This window comes from Photobacterium kasasachensis (assembly GCF_050336885.1).
Classification (GTDB): domain Bacteria; phylum Pseudomonadota; class Gammaproteobacteria; order Enterobacterales; family Vibrionaceae; genus Photobacterium; species Photobacterium kasasachensis.
The window spans coordinates 30877-52411 of the sequence record NZ_JAKJSH010000031.1; the positions used below are offsets into that span (position 1 = coordinate 30877).

General features: G+C 52.8%; 20 protein-coding genes. 3 read left to right on the forward strand and 17 right to left on the reverse strand.

Annotated features, from left to right (window positions below):
* Positions 1–3 precede the first annotated feature (3 nt).
* Positions 4–543, reverse strand: coding sequence for an ACT domain-containing protein (locus tag L4D19_RS27890; protein ID WP_428455107.1), 540 nt, complete (start codon positions 541–543; stop codon positions 4–6).
* 305 nt (positions 544–848) lie between these two features.
* Between L4D19_RS27890 and dapA the strand changes: the two genes are divergently transcribed.
* Both dapA and bamC read left to right on the forward strand, forming a co-directional pair.
* Positions 849–1730 carry a 4-hydroxy-tetrahydrodipicolinate synthase gene (dapA, locus tag L4D19_RS27895; RefSeq protein ID WP_160657494.1) on the forward strand — a complete coding sequence of 294 codons (882 nt, stop codon included), beginning with the start codon at positions 849–851 and terminating at the stop codon, positions 1728–1730.
* A 30-nt stretch (positions 1731–1760) separates the two neighbouring features.
* The gene (gene bamC, locus L4D19_RS27900) at positions 1761–2789 is read left to right on the forward strand and encodes an outer membrane protein assembly factor BamC (protein ID WP_428455108.1); all 1029 of its coding nucleotides are present in this window, start codon (positions 1761–1763) and stop codon (positions 2787–2789) included.
* A 115-nt stretch (positions 2790–2904) separates the two neighbouring features.
* Here the strand turns inward: bamC and lipA are convergent, their stop codons facing one another.
* The 12 genes from lipA to leuS form a co-directional block, all read right to left on the reverse strand.
* Positions 2905–3873 carry a lipoyl synthase gene (lipA, locus tag L4D19_RS27905; protein ID WP_428455109.1) on the reverse strand — a complete coding sequence of 323 codons (969 nt, stop codon included), beginning with the start codon at positions 3871–3873 and terminating at the stop codon, positions 2905–2907.
* Entirely contained in the window at positions 3857–4531 is a 675-nt protein-coding gene (gene lipB, locus L4D19_RS27910) for a lipoyl(octanoyl) transferase LipB (RefSeq protein ID WP_370646487.1), read from the reverse strand. Before lipB ends, lipA begins: the two co-directional genes overlap by 17 nt.
* A gap of 102 nt (positions 4532–4633) precedes the next feature.
* A complete protein-coding gene (ybeD, locus tag L4D19_RS27915) occupies positions 4634–4909 on the reverse strand; it encodes a DUF493 family protein YbeD (RefSeq protein WP_075764973.1) in 276 nt (91 codons plus the stop codon).
* Positions 4910–5071: 162 nt separating this feature from the next.
* The gene (locus L4D19_RS27920) at positions 5072–6247 is read right to left on the reverse strand and encodes a serine hydrolase (protein ID WP_160657488.1); all 1176 of its coding nucleotides are present in this window, start codon (positions 6245–6247) and stop codon (positions 5072–5074) included.
* Positions 6248–6406: 159 nt separating this feature from the next.
* A complete protein-coding gene (locus L4D19_RS27925; protein ID WP_160657486.1) occupies positions 6407–7213 on the reverse strand; it encodes a septal ring lytic transglycosylase RlpA family protein in 807 nt (268 codons plus the stop codon).
* Positions 7214–8335: a rod shape-determining protein RodA gene (gene rodA, locus L4D19_RS27930; RefSeq protein WP_428455110.1), complete on the reverse strand. Its 1122-nt coding sequence runs from the start codon at positions 8333–8335 to the stop codon at positions 7214–7216.
* Positions 8332–10287 carry a penicillin-binding protein 2 gene (gene mrdA, locus L4D19_RS27935; RefSeq protein WP_428455111.1) on the reverse strand — a complete coding sequence of 652 codons (1956 nt, stop codon included), beginning with the start codon at positions 10285–10287 and terminating at the stop codon, positions 8332–8334. The genes rodA and mrdA overlap by 4 nt, the downstream gene beginning before the upstream one ends.
* Before the next feature lie 6 nt (positions 10288–10293).
* On the reverse strand, positions 10294–10764 hold the full coding sequence (gene rlmH / locus L4D19_RS27940) for a 23S rRNA (pseudouridine(1915)-N(3))-methyltransferase RlmH (RefSeq protein WP_075764963.1): 471 nt from the start codon (positions 10762–10764) through the stop codon (positions 10294–10296).
* A gap of 6 nt (positions 10765–10770) precedes the next feature.
* Positions 10771–11088: a ribosome silencing factor gene (gene rsfS / locus L4D19_RS27945; protein ID WP_075764961.1), complete on the reverse strand. Its 318-nt coding sequence runs from the start codon at positions 11086–11088 to the stop codon at positions 10771–10773.
* A 182-nt stretch (positions 11089–11270) separates the two neighbouring features.
* Positions 11271–12302, reverse strand: a complete 1032-nt coding sequence (gene holA / locus L4D19_RS27950) for a DNA polymerase III subunit delta (RefSeq protein ID WP_428455112.1) — start codon at positions 12300–12302, stop codon at positions 11271–11273.
* Positions 12299–12961: an LPS assembly lipoprotein LptE gene (locus tag L4D19_RS27955; protein ID WP_160657476.1), complete on the reverse strand. Its 663-nt coding sequence runs from the start codon at positions 12959–12961 to the stop codon at positions 12299–12301. The genes holA and L4D19_RS27955 overlap by 4 nt, the downstream gene beginning before the upstream one ends.
* A gap of 154 nt (positions 12962–13115) precedes the next feature.
* Positions 13116–15692 (reverse strand): leucine--tRNA ligase, encoded by a 2577-nt coding sequence (gene leuS, locus L4D19_RS27960; RefSeq protein ID WP_428455113.1) that lies wholly within the window; start codon positions 15690–15692, stop codon positions 13116–13118.
* 186 nt (positions 15693–15878) lie between these two features.
* On the opposite strand from leuS, the gene L4D19_RS27965 reads away from it, so the two are divergent.
* A complete protein-coding gene (locus L4D19_RS27965) occupies positions 15879–16361 on the forward strand; it encodes a zinc ribbon-containing protein (protein ID WP_075764955.1) in 483 nt (160 codons plus the stop codon).
* Positions 16362–16407: 46 nt separating this feature from the next.
* Here L4D19_RS27965 and L4D19_RS27970 read toward each other — a convergent pair whose 3' ends face one another.
* The 4 genes from L4D19_RS27970 to corC all read right to left on the reverse strand — a co-directional run bounded on the left by L4D19_RS27970 (position 16408) and on the right by corC (position 21501).
* Positions 16408–17970 (reverse strand): S8 family serine peptidase, encoded by a 1563-nt coding sequence (locus L4D19_RS27970; protein ID WP_428455114.1) that lies wholly within the window; start codon positions 17968–17970, stop codon positions 16408–16410.
* A 375-nt stretch (positions 17971–18345) separates the two neighbouring features.
* On the reverse strand, positions 18346–18918 hold the full coding sequence (locus tag L4D19_RS27975) for a lipid-binding SYLF domain-containing protein (protein ID WP_428455115.1): 573 nt from the start codon (positions 18916–18918) through the stop codon (positions 18346–18348).
* A 153-nt stretch (positions 18919–19071) separates the two neighbouring features.
* Positions 19072–20625, reverse strand: coding sequence for an apolipoprotein N-acyltransferase (lnt, locus tag L4D19_RS27980; RefSeq protein WP_428455116.1), 1554 nt, complete (start codon positions 20623–20625; stop codon positions 19072–19074).
* Between the two features lie 3 nt (positions 20626–20628).
* Positions 20629–21501: a CNNM family magnesium/cobalt transport protein CorC gene (corC, locus tag L4D19_RS27985; protein ID WP_160657465.1), complete on the reverse strand. Its 873-nt coding sequence runs from the start codon at positions 21499–21501 to the stop codon at positions 20629–20631.
* Positions 21502–21535: the final 34 nt, after the last annotated feature.

Consider the following 21535-nt stretch of genomic DNA (forward strand, 5'->3'; position numbering starts at 1 on the left):
TCCTTATTGATTGTGGCCGATGAATGTCACGTTGCCTGAGACGAGCAAGTCCTGGCAAAGCGCTTCATATTCTTCTTGTAAAGACATTAAGTTACAGCCTTCAGGCAAGTTGGTGCTGATCTGCAACTGAAAACGGTTCGGGCTGTCTCCCTCGCAGGCTTCATGGGTATGGGCACTTAGCGAGGCAATATCGATCTCCCGGGTGGCAAAAAAATGGGTGAACTGTTCGATGATTCCCGGGGAGTCGTCGGCTTCGATATGGAAGTCAGCCGTATAGGGGAAAAAGCGGCACTCGTGTTTGGTGGTACGTTTCATCACCGTCAACAGGTCATGTTCGTGCGCTTTGAGAGGCAGGGTCGACTCGACACGGGAAATTGCGTTGCCATTGCCGGCAACGAGCATGATAAGGGTAAACTCACTGCCGAAGATGGCAAGTCGGCTATCGACGATATTGCAGCCGCAGTGGGTGATCAGTCGGGTGACTTCATCTGAGATGCCCGGGCGGTCCGTACCAATAGCCGTGATTACTAGGTAATGTTCCATATTTATACACATCGTGTTTTGATTATCATATGCATGGTAGCACAGTCATTGTAAATCAAGCTATTTGAGGGCAGGGAGGGATCGGTCGCAAATTGGCGATAGCCGCATTCCCTAGAGTGATATTCTGTAAAAAGTGGAAAGCAGCGCACTTTTATATTAACTCTCTGATTGGTTTTACTTCACTGATTTACATACTCCTGTCTTGAGTTTACTGTAACTGAAAAGTACCATGGATACACTAGGCAGCATCGCTATCAGAGTAGATAGTTATGCTGCTTGGTATTCATTTTTAAGGGGAGATGGACATGTTTTCAGGAAGCATGGTAGCGCTAGTTACACCATTGGATGAAGCCGGCGAAGTTGATTACGCAGGTCTGGCTTCACTGGTGGAATACCACATTGCAGCAGGGACAGATGCAATAGTGGCAGTCGGGACCACGGGCGAGTCAGCCACATTAACGGTTGATGAGCATGTAAAAGTGGTTTTGAAAACATTAGAATTTGCGAACGGCCGCATTCCGGTCATTGCCGGCACCGGTGCAAATGCAACCCACGAAGCCATCACCTTCAGTAAACTCTTTTCGGGCACGGGGGTCGCCGCTTGTCTGAGCGTGACGCCTTATTACAACAAGCCGACCCAGGAAGGCCTGTACCAGCATTATAAAGCGATTGCAGAAGCCACTGAATTGCCTCAGATCCTGTATAATGTGCCAGGACGTACTGCCGTTGACATGCTACCTGAAACGGTCGCCCGTCTCGCCAGGATCGATAATATTGTCGGGATCAAAGATGCAACCGGCGATTTAGCGCGAGTGCAAAAAACTCGGGAACTTTGTGGCGAAGACTTCATCCAACTAAGCGGCGATGATGCCACCGGGTTGGATTTTGTTGCCGCGGGTGGTCACGGGGTGATTTCGGTCACGGCGAATGTGGCTGCCGACGATATGGCAACCATGTTTAAGTTGGCGCTTTCTGGTCAGATTGATGCCGCACGAGAGATTAACGAGCGCTTGATGCCACTGCACAAGACATTGTTTGTCGAATCTAACCCAATTCCGGTTAAATGGGCAGCTCACCAACTTGGTTTGATTAAGCACGGGCAGTTGCGTTTGCCACTTACTGAGTTGAGCGAATCAGCACAACCTGCTGTCACTGCGGCGCTTAAGGACGCCAAAGTGCTGCCGTAATTTGCTAGAGCGTAGGAGCGCAGAAGCTTAATGAATTATAAATACAGGCTGGCGGTAACTGCTGTAATGGTTGCCACATTGGCGGGATGCTCTGGTGGAGCAGAACGTCGTCGCCAGGCAAATCAAGATTTTACCTATCTTGAGACAAAGCCGCTGGAATCGTGGGCGTTGCCGAGTGGAGCTCAGGCCTCCCAGGTGAATGATTATGCGATTCCGGTTCAGAGCTTTCCCGGCGAGCTAGGCCCCGCGGTTGATATCCGTCCGCCTCAACAGGTACTTGCGTTGATCCCCGGTGCGCGCACCGTCAAGGATGCAGACGGTGTCACACTGCTGTTGGCAAAGCCTGAAGAGCTGACCAAGGTATGGACGCTGACACAGCGTTTGATCGCCGAGCGGAATATCCAGCTACTTAGTCAGTCGGCCAACGTGATGGAAACAGACTGGGTGAACTGGGTCAACGAGGACGAGGAAAACCCGGTTGGCAGCCGATACCGGATTGAGAAATCCTCCGGTTCAGCAAACAATAGCTACAAGATCACTTTGGTTGACTGGCGTGAAGGCGGTGTTGAAAAACCGGTGTCAGCAATTAACAAAGAACGCTATAGCATTCTGATGACCAACCTGGTTACGTCACGTTATGATCAGCAGGAGCGTGATTTGGCCAGATTGCGTGCACAGGAGCTGGTCAAGCAGATCCCTATCTCGATGGGTCAGGACCGCAGCGGTCTGCCGGTCATTATTGCCCGCGCACCATATAATGTGTTCTGGGAGCGTCTGCCGGATCTACTGGGACAACTTGGCTTTACTGTTGAAGGGCGTAACCGTTCACAGGGTGTGGTGGAAGTGAAGTTCCGTTCCCCGGATGATGCATTCTGGACTGAGCTTGGAACCAAGCCGATTCAGCTCGATGACCGTTCCTACAACCTCCAGCTAGGTGACTTGGGTAACCGGACATCGGTGAATGTGACAGACAGCGACGGTAAACCTGTTACCGAGGAAGCCCTGAAGAGCCTGGCTCCGGTCTTCGCTGCTGCAATTGATCGTGCCAACAATAGCTAGCCTGCTGTTTGACAACGATTAAAGAAAAAAAAACCGCTTCGGCAATGCCGTAGCGGTTTTTTTGTAGGCGTTCCTCGAAGCAGCTATTGCTTGAAGGCTTCGGTGCTCGACGTGATTATTTCACTTCTTCGCCTTTCGCCTGCATATCAGCATGGTATGAAGAGCGAACAAACGGGCCACAGGCTGCATGGGTAAAGCCCAGCTCCAGGGCGATTTCTTTCAGTTCGTCAAACTCTGACGGTGGTACGTAGCGCTCAACAGGCAGGTGATGGCGGCTAGGTGCCAGATACTGACCCAGCGTCAGCATAGTCACGCCGTGTGCACGCAGGTCTTTCAGTACCTCGACAATCTCTTCTTTGGTTTCACCCAATCCCATCATCAGTCCCGACTTGGTCGGTACGTCCGGGTGCATTTCCTTGAATTTTTTCAGAAGATCCAATGACCACTGGTAGTTGGCGCCAGGTCGTGCCTTACGGTACAGGCGAGGAGCCGTCTCTAGGTTGTGGTTGAAAACATCAGGCGGATTATCACGCAGGATATCCAGAGCGCGATCCATGCGGCCACGGAAGTCTGGTACCAGTGTTTCAATCTTAATCTCCGGGCTCTTGGCACGGATTTCACGGGTACAGTCAGCAAAGTGCTGGGCACCACCGTCACGCAGATCATCACGGTCAACCGAAGTGACAACTACATAACGCAGTTTCATATCAGCAATTGTCTGCGCTAGCTGGGTTGGCTCTTCTGCATTAGGCGGTAGCGGACGGCCGTGTGCAACGTCGCAGAATGGGCAACGACGGGTACAGATTGCACCCAGAATCATAAAGGTTGCGGTACCGTGGTTAAAACATTCCGCCAGGTTCGGGCAAGAGGCTTCTTCACACACAGAGTGAAGATTGTTCTTGCGCATCGCTGACTTGATGTCCTGAATACGCTGGCTGTCAGACGGAAGCTTGATTTTCATCCATTCCGGCTTGCGCAGCATTTCTTTCGGTGCTTCCTCTGTCACACTACGGACAGGGATCAGCGCCATTTTATCGGCATCACGGTATTTGACACCTTGTTCGATCTTAATTGGTTTGCTCATATGAATTGCTTTCCGTTTTCCACTCAACGCTCTGGTAATCGAGCAGTTTGACTAGCTCTTCTATAAGTACAGGCTGAACTTCTGCCAGTTCAGATGGGCCATTCATTGTTGCTAGCTGGGTCATTTCCATCCCCTGATAGCCGCATGGGTTAATGCGTAAAAATGGCGCCAGGTCCATGTTGATATTGAGTGCCAGACCATGAAAAGAGCAACCACGCCTGATACGAAGTCCAAGTGAGCATATCTTCTTGCCGTCGACATACACACCTGGGGCATCCGGGCGGGCATTGGACTCAACCCCAAAACGGGAAAGAGTGTTTATTACCGTATTCTCGATGTGAGTGACGAGGTCGCGCACGCCAAGTTTAATACGTCGCAGATCAATCAGAATATAAGCGACCTGCTGACCGGGGCCGTGATAGGTTACCTGGCCGCCACGATCGCTTTGGACTACTGGAATATCGCCTGTATCGAGCAAGTGCTCGGCTTTTCCCGCCTGGCCCTGGGTGAATACCGGATTGTGTTCAACCAGCCAGACTTCGTCCGTTGTTTCCGAACCGCGTTGATCTGTGAATTCGTGCATGGCCTGCCAAGTTGCTTCGTAGTCTCGGCGACCAAGGTTCCGAATAATAATAGTTTTTTGCAATTTAACACCCATATTGTCACCAGGTTACACCTGGGTTAATGACACCACATGGGTGCATTATAAAACTTGGCGGACAGTTATACAGCCGCCAAATTGTAGGGACTTTCTGAGGTATTACAGTACCACACGGACAATATCAATCTCGCCCAGCTCTTTGTAAAGCGTCTCAACCTGCTCGATCGATGTTGCGGTGATCGAAACTGAAACGGCGCTGTAAGTACCCTTGCCGCTTGGTTTTACCGTCGGGCTATAATCGCCTGGTGCATGGCGCTGAATGACTTCAACAACCAGATCCGGTAGTTCAGGTTTGTTGTAACCCATTACCTTGTAGGAAAACTTACAAGGAAACTCGAGTAGGTCTTTTAGTTTTGGTTGTTCTTGCTGTTGCATTCTGAACTCCAGGGTTTTGCATTCGGTATTACTGTGTTTTAGCAGAGCATATTAATGGCTCAACCGCTATAAAACAAGCATCTGACTGTGGCGGTGGTGGGTAACAGATACAAAAAGAGGCAACATCCGTTGCCTCTTTCTATTGCTTTTCAGTAAGCTGGATTAGCTAAGCCAACCTTTGAACAGCAACATAATATAATCAATTAAGCGACTGAACAGACCACCTTCGTTAACATCATTTAACGCTAGCAGCGGGTATTCGGCAATATCTTCTTCGCCGACGCGATAGTACAGTTTGCCGACAACGTCACCCTTGGAAATCGGGGCCTTCAGTTCTTTTTCCAGTACGAAGCTGGCTTTAAGATCTTTGGTCTGACCGCGAGGCAGGGTAACAAAGGTATCCTGGCTTACACCCAGAGACACTTCATCCGTATCGCCCATCCAGACTTTTTCGGTGACGAAGGTTTCGTTGGCTTTGTGCGGTGAAACCGTCTCGAAGAAACGGAAACCGTAATTCAGCAGTTTCTTGCTTTCAGCTTTACGGGCGTTAGGACTCTTGGTGCCCATTACGACCGAGATAAGGCGCATCTTACCTTCGGTTGCCGTGCTGACCAGGCTGTAACCGGCATTGTTGGTGTGACCGGTCTTCAGGCCGTCAACATTGAGGCTTTTATCCCACAGCAGGCTGTTGCGGTTGTACTGGGTTATACCGTTATAAGTGAATGACTTTTCTTTATAGATCGCAAACTCTTCCGGTACATCACGGATCAAGCCTTGTGCCAGCAGCGCCATATCGTACGGCGTGGTAAGGAGTCTCGGGTTGTCCAGGCCGTGAACATTGGCAAAATTGGTGTTGTCCATGCCCAGCGTCTTGGCCCAGGCATTCATTAAATCGACAAACGACTCTTCAGAGCCAGCCACATGTTCAGCCATTGCGACACAGGCATCATTGCCCGACTGGATAATGATACCGCGGTTAAGGTCGGCAACTTTGACTTCGCTGCCCACTTCGATAAACATCTTTGACGAGCCCGGAAAGTTCTTGGCCCAGGCGTTTTTGCTGATCACCACGGTATCGTCCATCGAGATGTTGCCTCGATTGACTTCTTGGCCGATGACGTAGCTGGTCATCATTTTGGTCAGGCTGGCTGGTGGTATCTGAACATTTTCCTTGTTTCCGGCCAGAATCTTGCCGGAATGGTAGTCCATCAGGACATAGCCCTTAGCCGCAATCTGAGGGGCTTCAGGTACTACAGCTGGTGCAGCTGCGACAGAAGCTGAAGCTAGCAGAGTCGCCGATACAGCTACAGAACGAATAAGTGCAGCAGATTTCTTCATGATAGTTGTAACTTAATTTGTCGATTGCAAAAAAACTTTACACACTATATCAGATTGAAAACTTAGAACCAGTTTTGCCGCCTACGAAGGCTGCAAGTTTGGCATTCTTACGGTTCTCTGACATTAGTTGGTGTAAGACCGTTGTAGATAGAGTCGAGATTATTGTTTTTGTTCCAGTTCGCGTTGCGAAGTTATGATAAAAGCCTGCGGGAACTGGCTGGTTTTGGCCTTGTCTCGCTGAAGTACTGCCTCGTCACGATCCAGATAGGGACCGAGGCGCAGGCGATAGACTTCAGCCGAGTCGGCTTTCTTCAGGTCGACCTGGGTAGCAAAGTCCTGTTCTAGCTGTGTGGCCATCTGCTTGGCTTTGGCCTCGTCGGTGACGGCAGCCAGCTGGACAAAATAAAAGTGCGGGTTGGCACTTTGCCATTCGTCGGTAGATGCCGGTTTGGAGATCTGGATCAGCTCAATCTTTACCGGGGCGGTGCCGTGCTTGACGACATCGAGCTTTACCGCCGCTGCCATACTCAAATCGATGATTCGCCCTTCATGAAAAGGACCGCGGTCATTGACCCGGACAATCGCCGTTTTGCCGTTATCGGTATTGGTGACCCTGACATAACTTGGCAGGGGCAGGGTTTTGTGCGCCGCTGTCATCGAGTACATGTCATAAATCTCGCCGTTCGAGGTTTTATGGCCGTGGAACTTCTTGCCGTACCACGAGGCATAGCCTTCCTCGCTAAACGGTGTACTGGTATCAACGATTTGGTAGTCCTGGCCACGTAGCGTGTAGTCCTTGTTGCCTGCAAGACTCCTTGCTTCATAGCGTGGCTGGGCATCTTCGATATGATCCAGAGTCGGTGACGACTCAGGAGCGACATCATCGGCAATATCGTAGCGCTCATTGCTCGGTGCCGAGCTACAGCCTGCCAGTAGGAGTAATAATATAATTGGATACGCGCGCATTTAGGTCGCCTTAGACAACATTTTTCTATGGGTGTGAATCGACATCAGGATCCCGAAGCCCGCCATCAGGGTAACCATGGAGGTTCCGCCATAGCTGACCAGAGGCAGGGGAACCCCTACCACCGGCAATAGTCCGCTGACCATGCCGATGTTAACAAAAATATAGACAAAAAAGCTCAGTACGATACTGCCGGCCATCATGCGGCCAAATGCCGTCTGGGCACGGCTGGCTAGCATCAGCCCCCGGCCAATAATGAACAGATAGATGGCGAGCAGGCACATCACCCCGATCAGACCCCACTCCTCGGCAATCACCGCGAAGATAAAGTCGGTATGACGTTCAGGCAGAAACTCCAGCTGGGACTGGGTGCCTTGCATCCATCCCTTGCCGGTCATGCCGCCCGAGCCGATGGCTATTTTTGACTGGATGATGTGGTAGCCGGCACCGAGCGGGTCGGATTCCGGGTTGAACAGGGTCAGGACCCGGGTACGCTGGTAGTCGCGCATCAGGAACAGCCATAACACCGGGATAAAGGCCCCGAGCAGTACTCCCGCGGCACCGATGATCCGCCAGCTGATCCCGGACAGGAACAGGACAAATACCCCGGAGGCGGCAATTAGAATCGATGTGCCGAGATCGGGCTGTTTGGCGATCAGCACGGTCGGAACAAATATCATGACAAGGGCAATGACGATATTACGAAAACTTGGCGGCAGCGGCTGGTTACCAATAAACCGTGCGACCATCAGCGGTACCGCCAGCTTGATCAGCTCAGAGGGCTGGAAGCGGACGAAGCCGAAGTTCAGCCAGCGCTGCGCCCCTTTAGATGCCTCGCCAAAAAACAGGACACCGAGTAGCAACAGCAATCCGACGCCGAACAGATAGGGGGCCCAGGTTTCATAGTGGCGCGGGGCAATCTGGGCGAGGATAAACATCACGCCCAGCGACAGGCACATGCGCACAGCCTGGCGTTCCATCATCGGCAGGCTCTGACCACTGGCGCTGTACATTACCATCAGGGCGAAAGCCATCAGGGCCAGAATACCCAGCAGCAGCGGCATATCGAGATGCAGGCGATCACTGAGAGTTCGTTTATTTCCCGTCGCGGCCATGACACTCATTGGCTTACCTCGGTTAGTTTGGCACCAGTTACTGGTTGTGATTGTTCCGGCTGCTTGGGCTTGAGCAGCATATGGTCAAAGATCTTCCGCGCGACTGGGCCGCCGTTGGACGAGCCGCCGCCCGCATTCTCAAGTACCATGGAAACGACAACTTCAGGTTTTTCATACGGGGCGAAGGCGGTAAACAAAGCGTGATCGCGCAGATGCTCTTCCAGCTCTTCGGCGTTGTATTCCTGATCCTCTGCGAGGCCAAAGACCTGCGCCGAACCGGACTTGCCCCCGGCCTTGTATTCGGCGCCGTAAAAGGCGCGGCGTGCCGTACCGCGTGTCCCGAACAATACCCGGTACATACCGTCTTTGGCGATATCCCAGTACTTCTGGTCGACATTGGTAATCGGCGGATAGTCGTCAAACTTGGCCGGTACGCTAGCCTCGCTGTCGATCACATCTTTGAGCAGGTGCGGTGCATGGACCAGACCGTTGTTGACCAGTACCGTCGTCGCCTTGGCAATCTGCAGCGGGGTTGCCGTCCAGTATCCCTGGCCGATCCCGACCGGAATGGTATCGCCCTGATACCAAGGCTGGCGGAATCTTGCCTGTTTCCATTCCCTGGTTGGCATGTTGGCCTTGCTCTCTTCGTGAATATCGATGCCGGTATAGTCACCGTAGCCAAAGCGGCTCATCCATTCAGAAATGCGGTCGATGCCGAGATCATAGGCAACCTGATAAAAGAAGGTATCGACTGACTCCTCGATGGCCTTGCTGATGTTGACCTTGCCGTGTCCCCAGCGCAGCCAGTCACGGAACGGGCGGCTTTTGGAGTTCGGGATCTTCCAGTACCCCGGATCATTACGGGTGGTACGGGTGGTGATCACTCCCTCGCTTAACGCGGCAACCGCAATCATAGGTTTTACTGTCGAGGCCGGCGGATATATCCCCAGGGTGACCCGGTTAACCAGCGGGCGGTTCTTGTCGTTCAGGAGCTCGCGGTATTTCTTGCCGGAAATACCGTGAACGAACAGGTTCGGATCGTAGCTCGGGCTCGATACCATGGCCAATACAGAAGAATCCCGCGGATCGAGAACTACCACCGAACCACGTTTGTACTTGATGATTTCCTCGCCGGTATCCGGGTCCTGGTTGCGTACTGTCAGCAGCTCTTTGACATACAGCTGTAGCTCGATATCAAGGTTCAGGCGGATATCTTTGCCCGGAATAGGCGGGACGTACTTCAGGGTACGAATAACCCGGCCGCGGCTGTTGACCTCAACTTCTTGGTAGCCGGAAGTACCGTGCAGTAAATCCTCGTAATATTTTTCGATCCCGAGCTTACCCATATCGCGGGTGGCTTTGTAGTTGCTGATCTTCTCCTCGCGCTCAAGGCGCTGGAGATCGCGGTCGTTGATTTTGGCCACGTAGCCCAGCACATGGGTCAGGGCATCGCCATACGGATAATGCCGCTTGAGGTAGGCCTTGACCTCGACACCCGGGAACTTATGCTGGTTGACTGAAAACAGGGCAACCTGCTGTTCGGACAGCTGGTTTAGAATAGGGACCGACTTGAAGCGACGGGTTCGGCGGCGCTCTTTGCGAAAGCGCTCGATATTCTCGTCGGTGATAGCCATCAGCGCCCTGAGGCGGGTAAATGTGTCTTCAAGGTCGGCGACTTTTTCCGTGGTGATCTCCAGCGAATAGACCGGGCGGTTCTCTGCCAGAAGAATCCCGTTGCGATCATAGATCAGCCCGCGGTTGGGAGAAACCGGGACAATTTTAATGCGGTTATCGTTGGAGCGGGTCTGGTAGTCTTCGTGTTGGCTGACCTGGATGTGATACAGGTTGGTCAGCAGCAGACCTACCAGCATGAGAATGCCGATAAATGAGACAAGAGCCCGGCGGAAAAAGAGCGCCGACTCAGCCCGATGGTCGCGGATCTGGGTTCGCTTTTGTCTCATTGGCAATTATTCTCTGTGGTAAGGGTGGTTAGCGGTAATGCTCCACGCGCGGTAGAGGCTTTCAGCCATCACCACCCGTACCAGAGGGTGGGGAAGCGTCAGAGGCGACAGTGACCAGCTTTGATCTGCCGCGGCTTTGCACGCAGGTGCCAGACCTTCCGGCCCGCCGATCAGGATCGAGACATCACGACCGTCCAGTTTCCAGCTTTCCAGCTGGCCTGCCAGCTGTTCGGTATCCCAGCGCTTGCCCGGAATATCCAGAGTAACAATGCGGTTACCCTTAGGTACCGCAGCTAGCATAGCCTCGCCTTCTTTTTGCAGAATACGGGCGATATCGGCATTCTTGCCTCGTTTGCCGGCCGGAATTTCGATCAGTTCCAACGGCATGTCTTTCGGGAAGCGGCGGCTATATTCTTTATAGCCTTCCTCGATCCATTTGGGCATCTTGTTGCCCACAGCAATCAATTGAAGCTTCATTGTCAGTTAGCCCCAAAGCTTCTCCAGTTGATACAGGTTACGTGCGTCTTCCTGCATAATGTGCAGCATCACACTGCCCATGTCGACCACGACCCATTCGCCATCTTCTTCACCGCTGATGCCAAACGGAGGAAAATCGATCAGCTTTGACTCTTTGTTGACGTGATCCGCAATCGAGGCTACATGGCGATTAGATGTACCCGTACACACTACCATGAACTCCGTGATGCTCGACTTGCCGCGTACGTCAAGTGTCACAATGTCCTGGGCTTTAATATCGTCAACTTTATCAACAATAAAATCGTGTAGTTCTTGAACCTGCAAAGGAATCCCCTCATTTGAGTGATTGTTGTAATTTCGTTGGCCTCAGACCGATCTGAGTCACAATTTAGCGGCGCAGTATACCATGCACAACCCCGTTCGAAACAAGTTGGCAGTAACTTTACATAAATAGCGGATAATTAATTATCCGCTACCGGAAGATAGCCGCCAGCCCGGTCTTGTTCTTAAAACGACTGGGTCATGGTATGCGTTCTGACGCCACACATTTCAGCACACAGGGCCGAGAGTGCCGGCCATGGCTGATAGTCAAAGTTGGTCTTGACCTCAACCTCGATGACCGCAAGCTGCTGCAGCAGCTGTACCAGTGTTTTAAGCGGCAGCCGGTGAAGCGCGCCGATATACACCTCCCGGCGGCTCTGCCAGATGCGGAACTGCTCGAAAATAATGTTCAGCGGGGTGCCCTTGCTGCCCAGTTCCTGCATTTTATACAGTTGGGTCAGTTCTCGCTGCAGGGTACGTAGCAGAATGACGGCTTCGATCCCTTCGCCTTCCAACTGACGCAGAACCCGCTGGCTGCGCTTGCTCTGTCCGGCCAGGACGGCATCGACAAGCTGGAACGGGGTGTAATGGTTATGGCGGCTTAGGGCTTCCTCCAGGCGGAGAACAGTCAGTGCGCCGTCCGGATAGAGCAAGGTCAGTTTTTGCAGGCTTTGTGCCAGTGCCAGCAGGTTTCCCTCATGCCATTGTGCCAGCATGAGAACAGATTCATGATCCGGGTTGAGTCCCAGTTGCTGGCAGCGAGCCTGGATAAAGCGCGGAAGATGCCGGGCATCGGGGGTATTACACGGAACATACAGTCCCTGTTCGGCGACGGCCTTGAACCACTTGGCATTCTCCTGCTTCTTGTTCAGGCGCGGGCCATGCATCAGCAATAAAATATCGTTATGCAGGGTCGCCGTTACGTCTTGCAGCGACTTGGCCTGGTTGGCATTGAGGCCGCTTTCCGGTACTTCCAGCTCGATGATCTGGCGAGCAGAAAACAGGCTCATCGCCTGAGTACAGTCGAGTACCTGGTTCCAGTCTAGCTGGGCATCAATGGTAAAGGTGTGGCGTTCGTCAAAGCCGGCCTGCTGCGCGGCTTGTCGGATTTGCTGGCCGCACTCTTGTTTTAGCAAGGGTTCGTTGCCGAACAGTAGGTAGGTTTGACGCAGCCCCTTGTTCAGTTGCTGCGTCAGTTGTTCCGGATATATTCTCATTGTACTGTGTTGCTCGGGCTTGTCTCGTCGGCAAAGAGGGCATTGCCTGCCTGGGTGTCTTCCAGTGCTTCCGTGGTTATTGTGCTGTCGTAAGACCCATTGCCATTGTCCTCAAGCATCGCTTCCAGCTCTTCTTCTTCCAGCTTGTTGAATACGGCTGTCAGGCGGGCTAGCTGGCGCATGATCTGGCGAGAGGCCTGCTGGCGCATCTCGTCTTCAATCATGTCGCGCTCGACCGATTTTGCCAGCGCCGTTAACGGGTTGTCGAGGAAGGTGCGGTTGACCCGGGTGGTATAGCTCTGGCTGCCTTTTTCTGGAACGACGATGTTATAGCTGACCACATAGGTCAGTTCGTACTCCGCTGCCCGGCTGTTTTGGTACAGTGACAGGGTACGTTCGCCGAGTGATTCGCTGATTAGGTGCAGGTTCGGGACCTTGCTCGATGGCGGCACGGATTCGATACCATGCAGCTTGAACTGGGATTCAACCTGACGGGTTAGCTGGCCGTACTGGTCGAAACTGGTCAGGGATAGTTTGGCGATGTCATCGGGTAACATGTAGTTACCGCGAAGGTGGAAACCACAAGAAGCAGTGGCAAGAGCCATAACTGCGACAAAGAGGGTTCGGATTGTGCTTTTTAGAGAAAAGAAAGCTTTCACCGAGTCTGCTCCATGAATAATAGGTGGAAACTGACCGGTCAACATTGGTAAACCGGCAAAGAGAGTAGGTGGACCGGTTGGGTGCCACTAGTGGCTCCCGGTTTGCGGGAGCCACTGATTAGGCACTAATAAATTGCTTTAGTTCGCGACCTTTTTAGTTCGCAACAATATTCAGCAATTTACCAGGTACGTAGATCACTTTACGAATGGTCTTGTCGTCAGTGAACTTAGTGACGTTCTCATCGTTAAGGGCAAGTTCTTCAACCTGCTCTTTGGTTGAGTCAGCCGCTACGGTCAGCTTGGCGCGTAGTTTGCCGTTAACCTGAACGATGATCAGCTTTTCGTCTTCAACCAATGCCTTGGTATCTGCTTCCGGCCATACAGCCTGGTCGACGTTGCTTTCACCTAGCAGCTCCCACATTTCGAAACAGATGTGCGGAGTCATTGGGTATAGCATGCGGACGATAGCTTTTAGGGCTTCATCCAGCAGCGCACGGTCTTGTGCCGATTCTTGAGAGGCTTTCGCCAGCTTGTTCATCAGCTCCATGATGGCTGCAATCGCGGTATTGAACGTCTGGCGACGGCCAATATCATCGCCGACTTTGGCAATGGTCTTGTGAACATCGCGACGAAGTGCTTTCTGGTCCGAAGACAGGGCAGCAACGTCGACGGCGTCAGCGGCACCTTTCGCGGCGTGCTCATTAACCAGTTTCCAGACACGTTTCAGGAAGCGGTTCGCCCCTTCAACACCAGATTCCTGCCACTCAAGGGTCATGTCCGCCGGTGAAGCAAACATCATGAACAGACGCACGGTATCGGCACCGTACTTGTTGATCATTTCCTGCGGATCGATACCGTTGTTCTTCGACTTGGACATCTTGGTCATGCCGGTATGAACGACATCGTTGCCCTCGTTGTCTGTTGCCTTGACGATACGGCCCTTCTCGTCACGCTCAATAGTGACATCGTTTGGTGATACCCATACTTTGGCACCTTTGTCGCTGGTGTAGTAGAAGGCATCAGCCAGTACCATACCCTGACATAGAAGCTGCTTGAACGGCTCGTCAGATTTTACGTAACCGGCATCACGTAGCAGTTTGTGGAAGAAGCGCGAGTACAGCAGGTGCATACAAGCGTGCTCGATACCACCAATGTACTGGTCTACCGGCAGCCAGTAGTTGGCTTTTTCCGGATCAAGAATATCGTCAGCCTGTGGCGAGCAGTAACGTGCGTAGTACCAAGACGACTCCATGAAGGTATCAAAGGTATCGGTTTCGCGCAGTGCCGGCTCACCGTTAAAGGTGGTCTTTGCCCACTCTTTATCAGCTTTGATTGGGCTGGTTACGCCGTCCATTACCACGTCTTCCGGTAGGATCACCGGTAGTTGATCAGCTGGTACCGGGTGTACTTCACCGTCTTCAGTGGTGACCATCGGGATAGGCGCGCCCCAGTAACGCTGGCGAGATACACCCCAGTCACGCAGACGGAAGTTAACGGTCTTCTTACCTTTGCCTTCGGCTTCAAGTTTCGCAGCAATCGCATCGAACGCAGCCTGGAAGTTAAGGCCGTCAAATTCGCCAGAATCAAACAGGACACCTTTCTCGGTGTATGCCGCTTCTGACACGTCTAGTTCGCTACCGTCTTCTGGTTTGATAACAGGAACGATATCCAGGCCGTATTTGGTTGCAAATTCAAAGTCACGCTGATCGTGCGCAGGTACTGCCATTACCGCACCCGTGCCGTAATCCATCAGTACGAAGTTCGCGACGAATACAGGTACACGGCGACCGTTTAGCGGGTGAATTGCGTAAAGGCCTGTTGCCATGCCTTTTTTCTCCATCGTTGCCAGCTCAGCTTCGGCAACTTTGGTGTTTTTGCATTCTTCGTTAAATGCCGCAAGTTCAAGGTTTGATTTCGCGGCTAGCTCAGCCAGAGGGTGACCGGCTGCGATACCCACGTATGTTACACCCATAAGGGTATCAGGACGTGTGGTGTACACTTCCAGCGGTGTGTTCTGGCCTTCTACCTCGAAAGACAGCTCGACACCTTCAGAGCGGCCAATCCAGTTACGCTGCATGGTTTTTACCATGTCAGGCCAACCGTCAAGGTTGTCCAGATCGTCAAGCAGCTCTTGGGCGTATTCGGTGATCTTGATGAACCACTGCGGAATTTCTTTTTGCTCTACCGGCGTATCACAACGCCAGCAGCAGCCGTCTTCTACCTGCTCGTTCGCCAGTACTGTCTGGTCATTCGGACACCAGTTTACAGACGAGGTTTTCTTGTAAACCAAGCCCTTGTTGTACAGCTTAGTGAAAAACTCTTGTTCCCAGCGGTAGTACTCGGGAGTACAGGTCGCGAATTCACGGCTCCAGTCGTAGCCCAGGCCCAGTGATTTCAGCTGGTTTTTCATGTACTCAATGTTTTCATAAGTCCATGGTGCTGGCGCGGTGTTGTTTTTAACAGCGGCGTTTTCTGCAGGCAGGCCAAATGCGTCCCAACCAATTGGTTGCATCACGTTTTTGCCTTGCAGACGCTGGTAACGAGAAACAACATCACCGATGGTGTAGTTACGAACGTGACCCATGTGCAGTCGACCGCTTGGGTACGGGAACATGGAGAGACAGTAGAATTTTTCTTTATTTGGGTCTTCACTTACAACAAAGGTCTTGTTGTTGTCCCAGTGTTCTTGAACTTTCTGTTCAATGTCCTGTGGGCGATATTGTTCTTGCATCGATGACATCCAGGATTTTGTGAGTTGAGTACAAACACATTCAATATAATCGACATAGAATAACTAAAGGTAGAGGTGTCAACAATAGCTGAGGCCAATTCGGAGAGTAATTGTTAGTTCTGGTCTCGATAGTTGGAGAATTTGGCTCTATTAGCGCAATGCGTGCACTGAGATGGGAGGTGACCTATGCCTAAGCAAAAAAAGGATTATGAAGCGCTGCTCGAACAGGTAACTGAAACCCTGAAACATAGCCCCGAAGAACTTAAGCACTGGGCTGAAACTACCGCGAAATACCAGCAGGCTGCCAGTGATATGACCAAGGATGAATGGGCATTGATCTCAGCCTATCTGAAGCGGGATCTTAAAGAGTTCGGTAAAAATGTCGAAGAAAGCCCCGAACCGTTCTCTGAAAGCCCGTTCTACCGGGTGGTGTCGGAAACAATCTGGGAAGGATTGGCTGAAATTACCGATAAAACCCAAATCGAATGGCACGAGGTGATGGACGACCTTCACCACCAGGGTGTCTATCAGGCCGGTGAAATCATCGGGTTGGGCAACCTGGTCTGTGAAAAGTGCGGGCACCATGAGCTGATCACACACGTGAAAAAAATTGAACCTTGTTTGAAGTGCGGCCACACCCAGTTTACCCGTCGGCCGCTGTCCCCTTAACTCTTGTAAACCGTAAAAACGCGGGCTTTACAGCCCGCGATAACCCCTATTTACACTGACCTAGCTTGTTCCATACGCTCCAGGCTGCGCTGAACTCGGCCGGTGACTGGCTCTGGGTCCACCAGTTGGCCTGGTAGGCAATGCCGTTTTGCTGGGCTTGCTCGCCAGCCAGGTAGATGTGGCTGGCTGTCCACTGCGGGATATTGCTGCAATCGACGGTACCCGGTCCAGGATTGGGATTGGGGGTTGGCTCGATCCCTTTCACTCGCTGCAGGGCGGCAAAGGTGTCGGCAATACCTGTACCGCAGTTGGCGGTATTACAGCTGCTACCGGCCGGGAAGGCTCTTGAGGTCTCGGTAATGTACTGCTCGACTTGATCCGGTGTCAGGCTGGCATCGAGCGAATACATCAGCGCGGCGATACCGGCTACATGTGGTGCTGCCATACTGGTTCCCATCGAATAGTCATAGCTGTGCTGTGCGGCTTGCCGCTGGCCTGTGTTGTAGGTCGACAGGATCCCGCCCGAACGCCCGCCGCCCGGTGCTGCCACGTCTATCAATCTGCCGAAGTTGGAATAAAAGGCACGGCTGCCTTCCTTGTTGTTGGACGCGACAGAGATGACGCCTTGACAACTGCCGGGAGTGAACCCGCTGACATCCTGGTTGCTATTACCCGCCGCAACAACCACTGACGCCCCTTCGGCCCTGACATCATTGATGGCCTGCTGGTAGGTATGTCCGCACGCGCCTTTGCCACCCAGGCTGAGATTCAGTACTTTGGCCGGGTAGGGGTTGGCCGGAACACCAGCGACAGGCAGGCCTGCTGCCCAGCGCATGCCGTCGGTAATATCGGAGGTATAGCCGCCGCAGGCTCCGAGCACACGAACCGGCAGGACACTGGCTGACCAGGCGACCCCGGTGACACCCTGGCCGTTATTACCTTCGGCCGCTACGGTACCGGCGACATGGGTACCATGCCAGGAAGAGGTACGGTCTCGCGGCGGATAGTTGGGACCACACTGACCGGCAACCAGCCAGTCACCTTCGTCGGTCGCATCGCTATCCCGGCCGTTGCCGTCACGGGCCTTTTCGGCATCTTTGATAAAGTCGTAGCCGGGCAGGAGATTGTTCATCAAATCCGGATGGTCGGGCAGTATGCCGGTATCGATAACGGCAACCACCACGTCGGCTCCGCCGGTAGTGAGATCCCAGGCCTTGGGCAGGTTGAGCCCGCTGACGGATGACGAGTAGTGCCACTGCCTGGTGTATTCGGGATCATTCGGGATAGCTGTCGGCCACATGATCCGGTCGGGTTCGGCATATTCAATATTGGGATCTTGCTTGAGCTGCTCGATAACCGCCCCGAGCTTTTGCTGCTCGGTGACTTTCAGTATATGGGTGTCATTGGCGCTGGCTCTTACATACTGAATATCGGCTCCGAATGCCTGCTGCAGCTGGTTAATGCTGTGTTGCGGTGTGGTCTCGGAAAGCATCGCGGCACTGCTGCTACGGTATTTGACGATGATTTGATCGGTGACAGGCTCATTGCTTTGCGCGAAAGCCGGGCTGCTGGCGATCATCACCGCCAGCGCAGAGAGTAATGTTCTCATGATTCTTCCTTGTTCCGTTATTCTTATTGGGTAAGTTTGTTGCTCGCCCTCTAGTGTTCATGTTTTCGGGGTATTATCAGAAGAAATAATAAGACTCTAGATGCATATCAATGAAATAAATGTCCATTGCAGCCGTCTTGTTTGCAGATGTGATATTTGCTGGAAAAATATATCGGCCGATGTTAGTTGGCTGGTGAATGATTCTGGTGTTGAGGTTCAGACTCTGGGTGAAATGCTGTGTTACACGCTGGGGACGGGCGGCTATGTAACTGTAGCTATACGGCAGTGGCCATGTGAGGGAGAATTGTGAAGGCAGTTGGCTGGAGGAGAGGTGTCGGTGAGACATGTTGTTCATGCCCCACCGATGTTGTCTGGTTAGTTTCGCGGTTCAAAGCTGAACGTTTGCCCGGCAAGTGATGCTTCGATCATCATTCCGCCCTTGGCATAGGTAAAGATAGCGATGCCATTGGTATAGCTGGCATCGATAAACTGCTGGCCCGAGCTGGCACTGAGGCCGGCGGTTCCGGCCTTGGCCTGCGCCCCCTCGGTCAGCGCGACGGCAGATGCCTGGGCGTCGAGTTCAAAACTGCCGCTGGTAAAGCGCTCGTAGGCCCGTTTGTCCTGGAAGAAAATGATCTCACTGTACGACTGGCCACCGAACTGCAAGCCAAAGGAAACCTGATAGAGTTTGGCCGAACCGGTAACCGTTCCGGCTTTATAGACGGTGCCGCTACCGTAAGCGCCGCCAATCCAGAAACCGCCTTTGCCTACCGAAGGAAACACGGCATAGCCATAGGCTGAATTAAAAAACGGTTGGGTTTGGCTGGCTGACTGAAAATGGCTCAAGGTGGCCTGGGTATCTATATTTTCCTCGGCGACGGAACCGGAGGCAATGCAGAGCAGGGCTAGTGAACCCAACATAGCGAACAGTCGGTTGACGGCTTTCATAGGCTGCTTCCTTGTTGGAACTGGGCGGTATTTATAACTACTTTCATAGTAGCAATATCAATAAAAAGGCGAAGGGTTTACCTTCGCCTTGTCAGTTCCTATTCAGCTTACCTGCGAGTATCGCAATCCGAGCAAGTCTTTGTTCAGGTTACCTTATTCAATCTCTTGCGGTCGGTGATCACGAAAGTGCCCCGCCCGGCGCTTGATGAGGATCATCGAGAGAGTGAGCGACCAGAGGATATAGATATAGAGCGGCCAGCTACCCAGGGAGGTATAAGGCGTCAGCCCTTCGGTCGGCACAACCGTTGCCCGCAGGACGGCGGTTTCAAACTGCGGCAGCTGCTTGGTGATTTGGCCACGATGATCGACAACACCGGTGACGCCGTTGTTGGTTGCCCGAAGCAGGGGCTTGCCGAGCTCTAGCGAGCGCATCTGCGCAATCTCCATATGCTGGAACGGGCCGATAGAGGTACCGAACCAGGCATCGTTGGACAGGGTCAGGAGAAGCTCGGTATCGATGCCGACGTTTTGGCGGACCTGCTCGCTGAAGGCAATTTCATAGCAGAGTGCCGGTGCTAGCGAGTAACCGCTGGCTTCCAGGTTGGGCTGGATAAAGCCGCCACGGCTAAACGAAGACATCGGCAGGTTGAACAGTGGGGCTAACGGGCGGAGCAAGTCGCCAAACGGCACAAATTCGCCAAACGGCAACAGGTGATGCTTGCTGTAGCGGGTGGCATTTTCATACTGGTAAGGACCGTCGGTATTCATGCCCAGTGTCAGGATATTATTGAAATACTCACCGTTGTCTTTTTGATCCAGCACGCCGGTAATAACAGTACTGCCATTGTTGCGGGCGGCACTGTCGAGATTCTGCAGGAAAGTGGGTACCTGTGTTTCCAGCGCCGGAATGGCGGCTTCTGGCCAGATGATCAGATCGGCATCCCAGTTTTCGCGGGTCAGATCGGTGTATTTCATCAGGGTCGGCCAGCGCTGACTCGGGAGCCACTTGAGCTCCTGGGGCACATTGCCCTGGATCAGTGCCACATCGACACTTTTCTCCGGGGCCGGAACAACCCACTGGATGCTGTTGGCCAGGCTGCTGAAGCCGAGGATGAGCAGCGGGATCAGCAGAGGTTTCCAGTTACGGTCACACCAGGCGGCAACCAGGGAACCGCTGATTAAGACTAAGGCAAGGGTGATCCCTTCTACCCCAAGAATAGGTGCAATGCCGGACAGCGGGCTGTCAATCTGGCTATAGCCCATCCACAGCCACGGAAAGCCAGTCAGGAACCAGCCCCGGAACCAGTCCAGCAACAGCCAGATCACCGGACCGCTCAGCAGCAGCTGGTGGAATGGCCGGCCCCGGTTGAAGCGGTTGAACAGGGCACCGAATGCCGCCGGGAACAGCGACAGGTAGCTGATCAGCATGCTCATGAGAAACAGGCTGGCCAGTTTGGGCATGCCGCCAAAGGTATCGATACTGACATGTACCCAGCTAATGCCGGTGCCAAACAGGCCTAGCCCCCACAGGAAGCCGATCAATGCCGAGCGTTTGATATTCTGGTGCTGGAGCAGGTAGAAAAAGCAGAAAAGGGAAACCGGTGCGAGAAACCAGTAGTTATAGGGAGCAAACGAAAGGGTGGCAAGCGCACCCGCCGGGACAGCGGCTGCGAGCTGTCCCAACGTAATGAATGAATTTTTTTTCATTATCTATGATGTAGTTGTCGGTTGGTGTGCTTCGTGAGGCACGGTCACTTGCAACTGAATAACCCGTCGGCTGTCGGCAGATGTTACCTTGAATGAGTAGCCATCAAGCTCAACAACTTCGCCCCGGTTCGGCAGATGACCGAAACTGGTCATGATCAGGCCGCCGACGGTGTCGACCTCTTCATCGCTGAAGTGGGTCTGGAACATGTCATTGAAGTCTTCGATGGTCGTCAGTGCCTTGACCGCGAAAGTGTGCTTACTTAACTGACGGATATCCTCTTCTTCCTCATCGTCGAATTCGTCTTCGATTTCGCCGACAATCTGTTCCAGGATGTCCTCGATGGTGATAACACCTGATACCCCGCCAAACTCATCAACGACGATCGCCATGTGGTAGCGTTCCTCGCGGAACTCTTTCAGCAGACGGTCTACGCGCTTGCTTTCCGGTACGACAACGGCCGGACGAAGCACTTTGTCCATATCGAATGGCTCGCTATTTGGGAGCAGGTAACGCAGCAGATCTTTGGCCAGCAATATGCCTTCGACATGATCTTTGTCGTCACTGATCACCGGGTAGCGGGAGTGTTGGGTATCTACAATTAAATCAATCAGGTCCTCTAACTTCTGAGAACGTTCGATGGTGACCATCTGCGAGCGCGGGATCATGATGTCACGAACACGCATTTCCGAGATTTCCATCACACCTTCGAGCATGTCGCGGGTGTCGTGGTCAATCAAATCGTTGACTTCCGAATCTCGGAAGACCTCGACCAGTTCCTCGCGGTTTTGAGGTTCACCCTGGAACAGTTGGCCGATACGTTCAAAGAAGGACTTTCTACTCGGACCTTCAGAATTTTGTGAGTTATCTTCGTTCATTGCTTTAAGAAAAAATTCTCTCAGTTAAGTGGCT

Excerpts from the sequence above, each read along its gene's own strand:
- ybeD (WP_075764973.1), bottom strand. The coding sequence starts at position 4,909 with ATGCAACAGCAAGAACAACCAAAACTAAAAGACCTACTCGAGTTTCCT.
- holA (WP_428455112.1), bottom strand. The coding sequence starts at position 12,302 with ATGAGAATATATCCGGAACAACTGACGCAGCAACTGAACAAGGGGCTG.
- L4D19_RS27975 (WP_428455115.1), bottom strand. The coding sequence starts at position 18,918 with ATGAAAGCCGTCAACCGACTGTTCGCTATGTTGGGTTCACTAGCCCTG.
- mrdA (WP_428455111.1), bottom strand. The coding sequence starts at position 10,287 with ATGAGACAAAAGCGAACCCAGATCCGCGACCATCGGGCTGAGTCGGCG.
- L4D19_RS27920 (WP_160657488.1), bottom strand. The coding sequence starts at position 6,247 with ATGAAGAAATCTGCTGCACTTATTCGTTCTGTAGCTGTATCGGCGACT.
- lnt (WP_428455116.1), bottom strand. The coding sequence starts at position 20,625 with ATGAAAAAAAATTCATTCATTACGTTGGGACAGCTCGCAGCCGCTGTC.
- lipA (WP_428455109.1), bottom strand. The coding sequence starts at position 3,873 with ATGAGCAAACCAATTAAGATCGAACAAGGTGTCAAATACCGTGATGCC.
- dapA (WP_160657494.1), top strand. The coding sequence starts at position 849 with ATGTTTTCAGGAAGCATGGTAGCGCTAGTTACACCATTGGATGAAGCC.
- L4D19_RS27970 (WP_428455114.1), bottom strand. The coding sequence starts at position 17,970 with ATGAGAACATTACTCTCTGCGCTGGCGGTGATGATCGCCAGCAGCCCG.
- rodA (WP_428455110.1), bottom strand. The coding sequence starts at position 8,335 with ATGAGTGTCATGGCCGCGACGGGAAATAAACGAACTCTCAGTGATCGC.
- L4D19_RS27925 (WP_160657486.1), bottom strand. The coding sequence starts at position 7,213 with ATGCGCGCGTATCCAATTATATTATTACTCCTACTGGCAGGCTGTAGC.
- leuS (WP_428455113.1), bottom strand. The coding sequence starts at position 15,692 with ATGCAAGAACAATATCGCCCACAGGACATTGAACAGAAAGTTCAAGAA.
- L4D19_RS27890 (WP_428455107.1), bottom strand. The coding sequence starts at position 543 with ATGGAACATTACCTAGTAATCACGGCTATTGGTACGGACCGCCCGGGC.
- lipB (WP_370646487.1), bottom strand. The coding sequence starts at position 4,531 with ATGGGTGTTAAATTGCAAAAAACTATTATTATTCGGAACCTTGGTCGC.
- rlmH (WP_075764963.1), bottom strand. The coding sequence starts at position 10,764 with ATGAAGCTTCAATTGATTGCTGTGGGCAACAAGATGCCCAAATGGATC.
- bamC (WP_428455108.1), top strand. The coding sequence starts at position 1,761 with ATGAATTATAAATACAGGCTGGCGGTAACTGCTGTAATGGTTGCCACA.
- corC (WP_160657465.1), bottom strand. The coding sequence starts at position 21,501 with ATGAACGAAGATAACTCACAAAATTCTGAAGGTCCGAGTAGAAAGTCC.
- L4D19_RS27965 (WP_075764955.1), top strand. The coding sequence starts at position 15,879 with ATGCCTAAGCAAAAAAAGGATTATGAAGCGCTGCTCGAACAGGTAACT.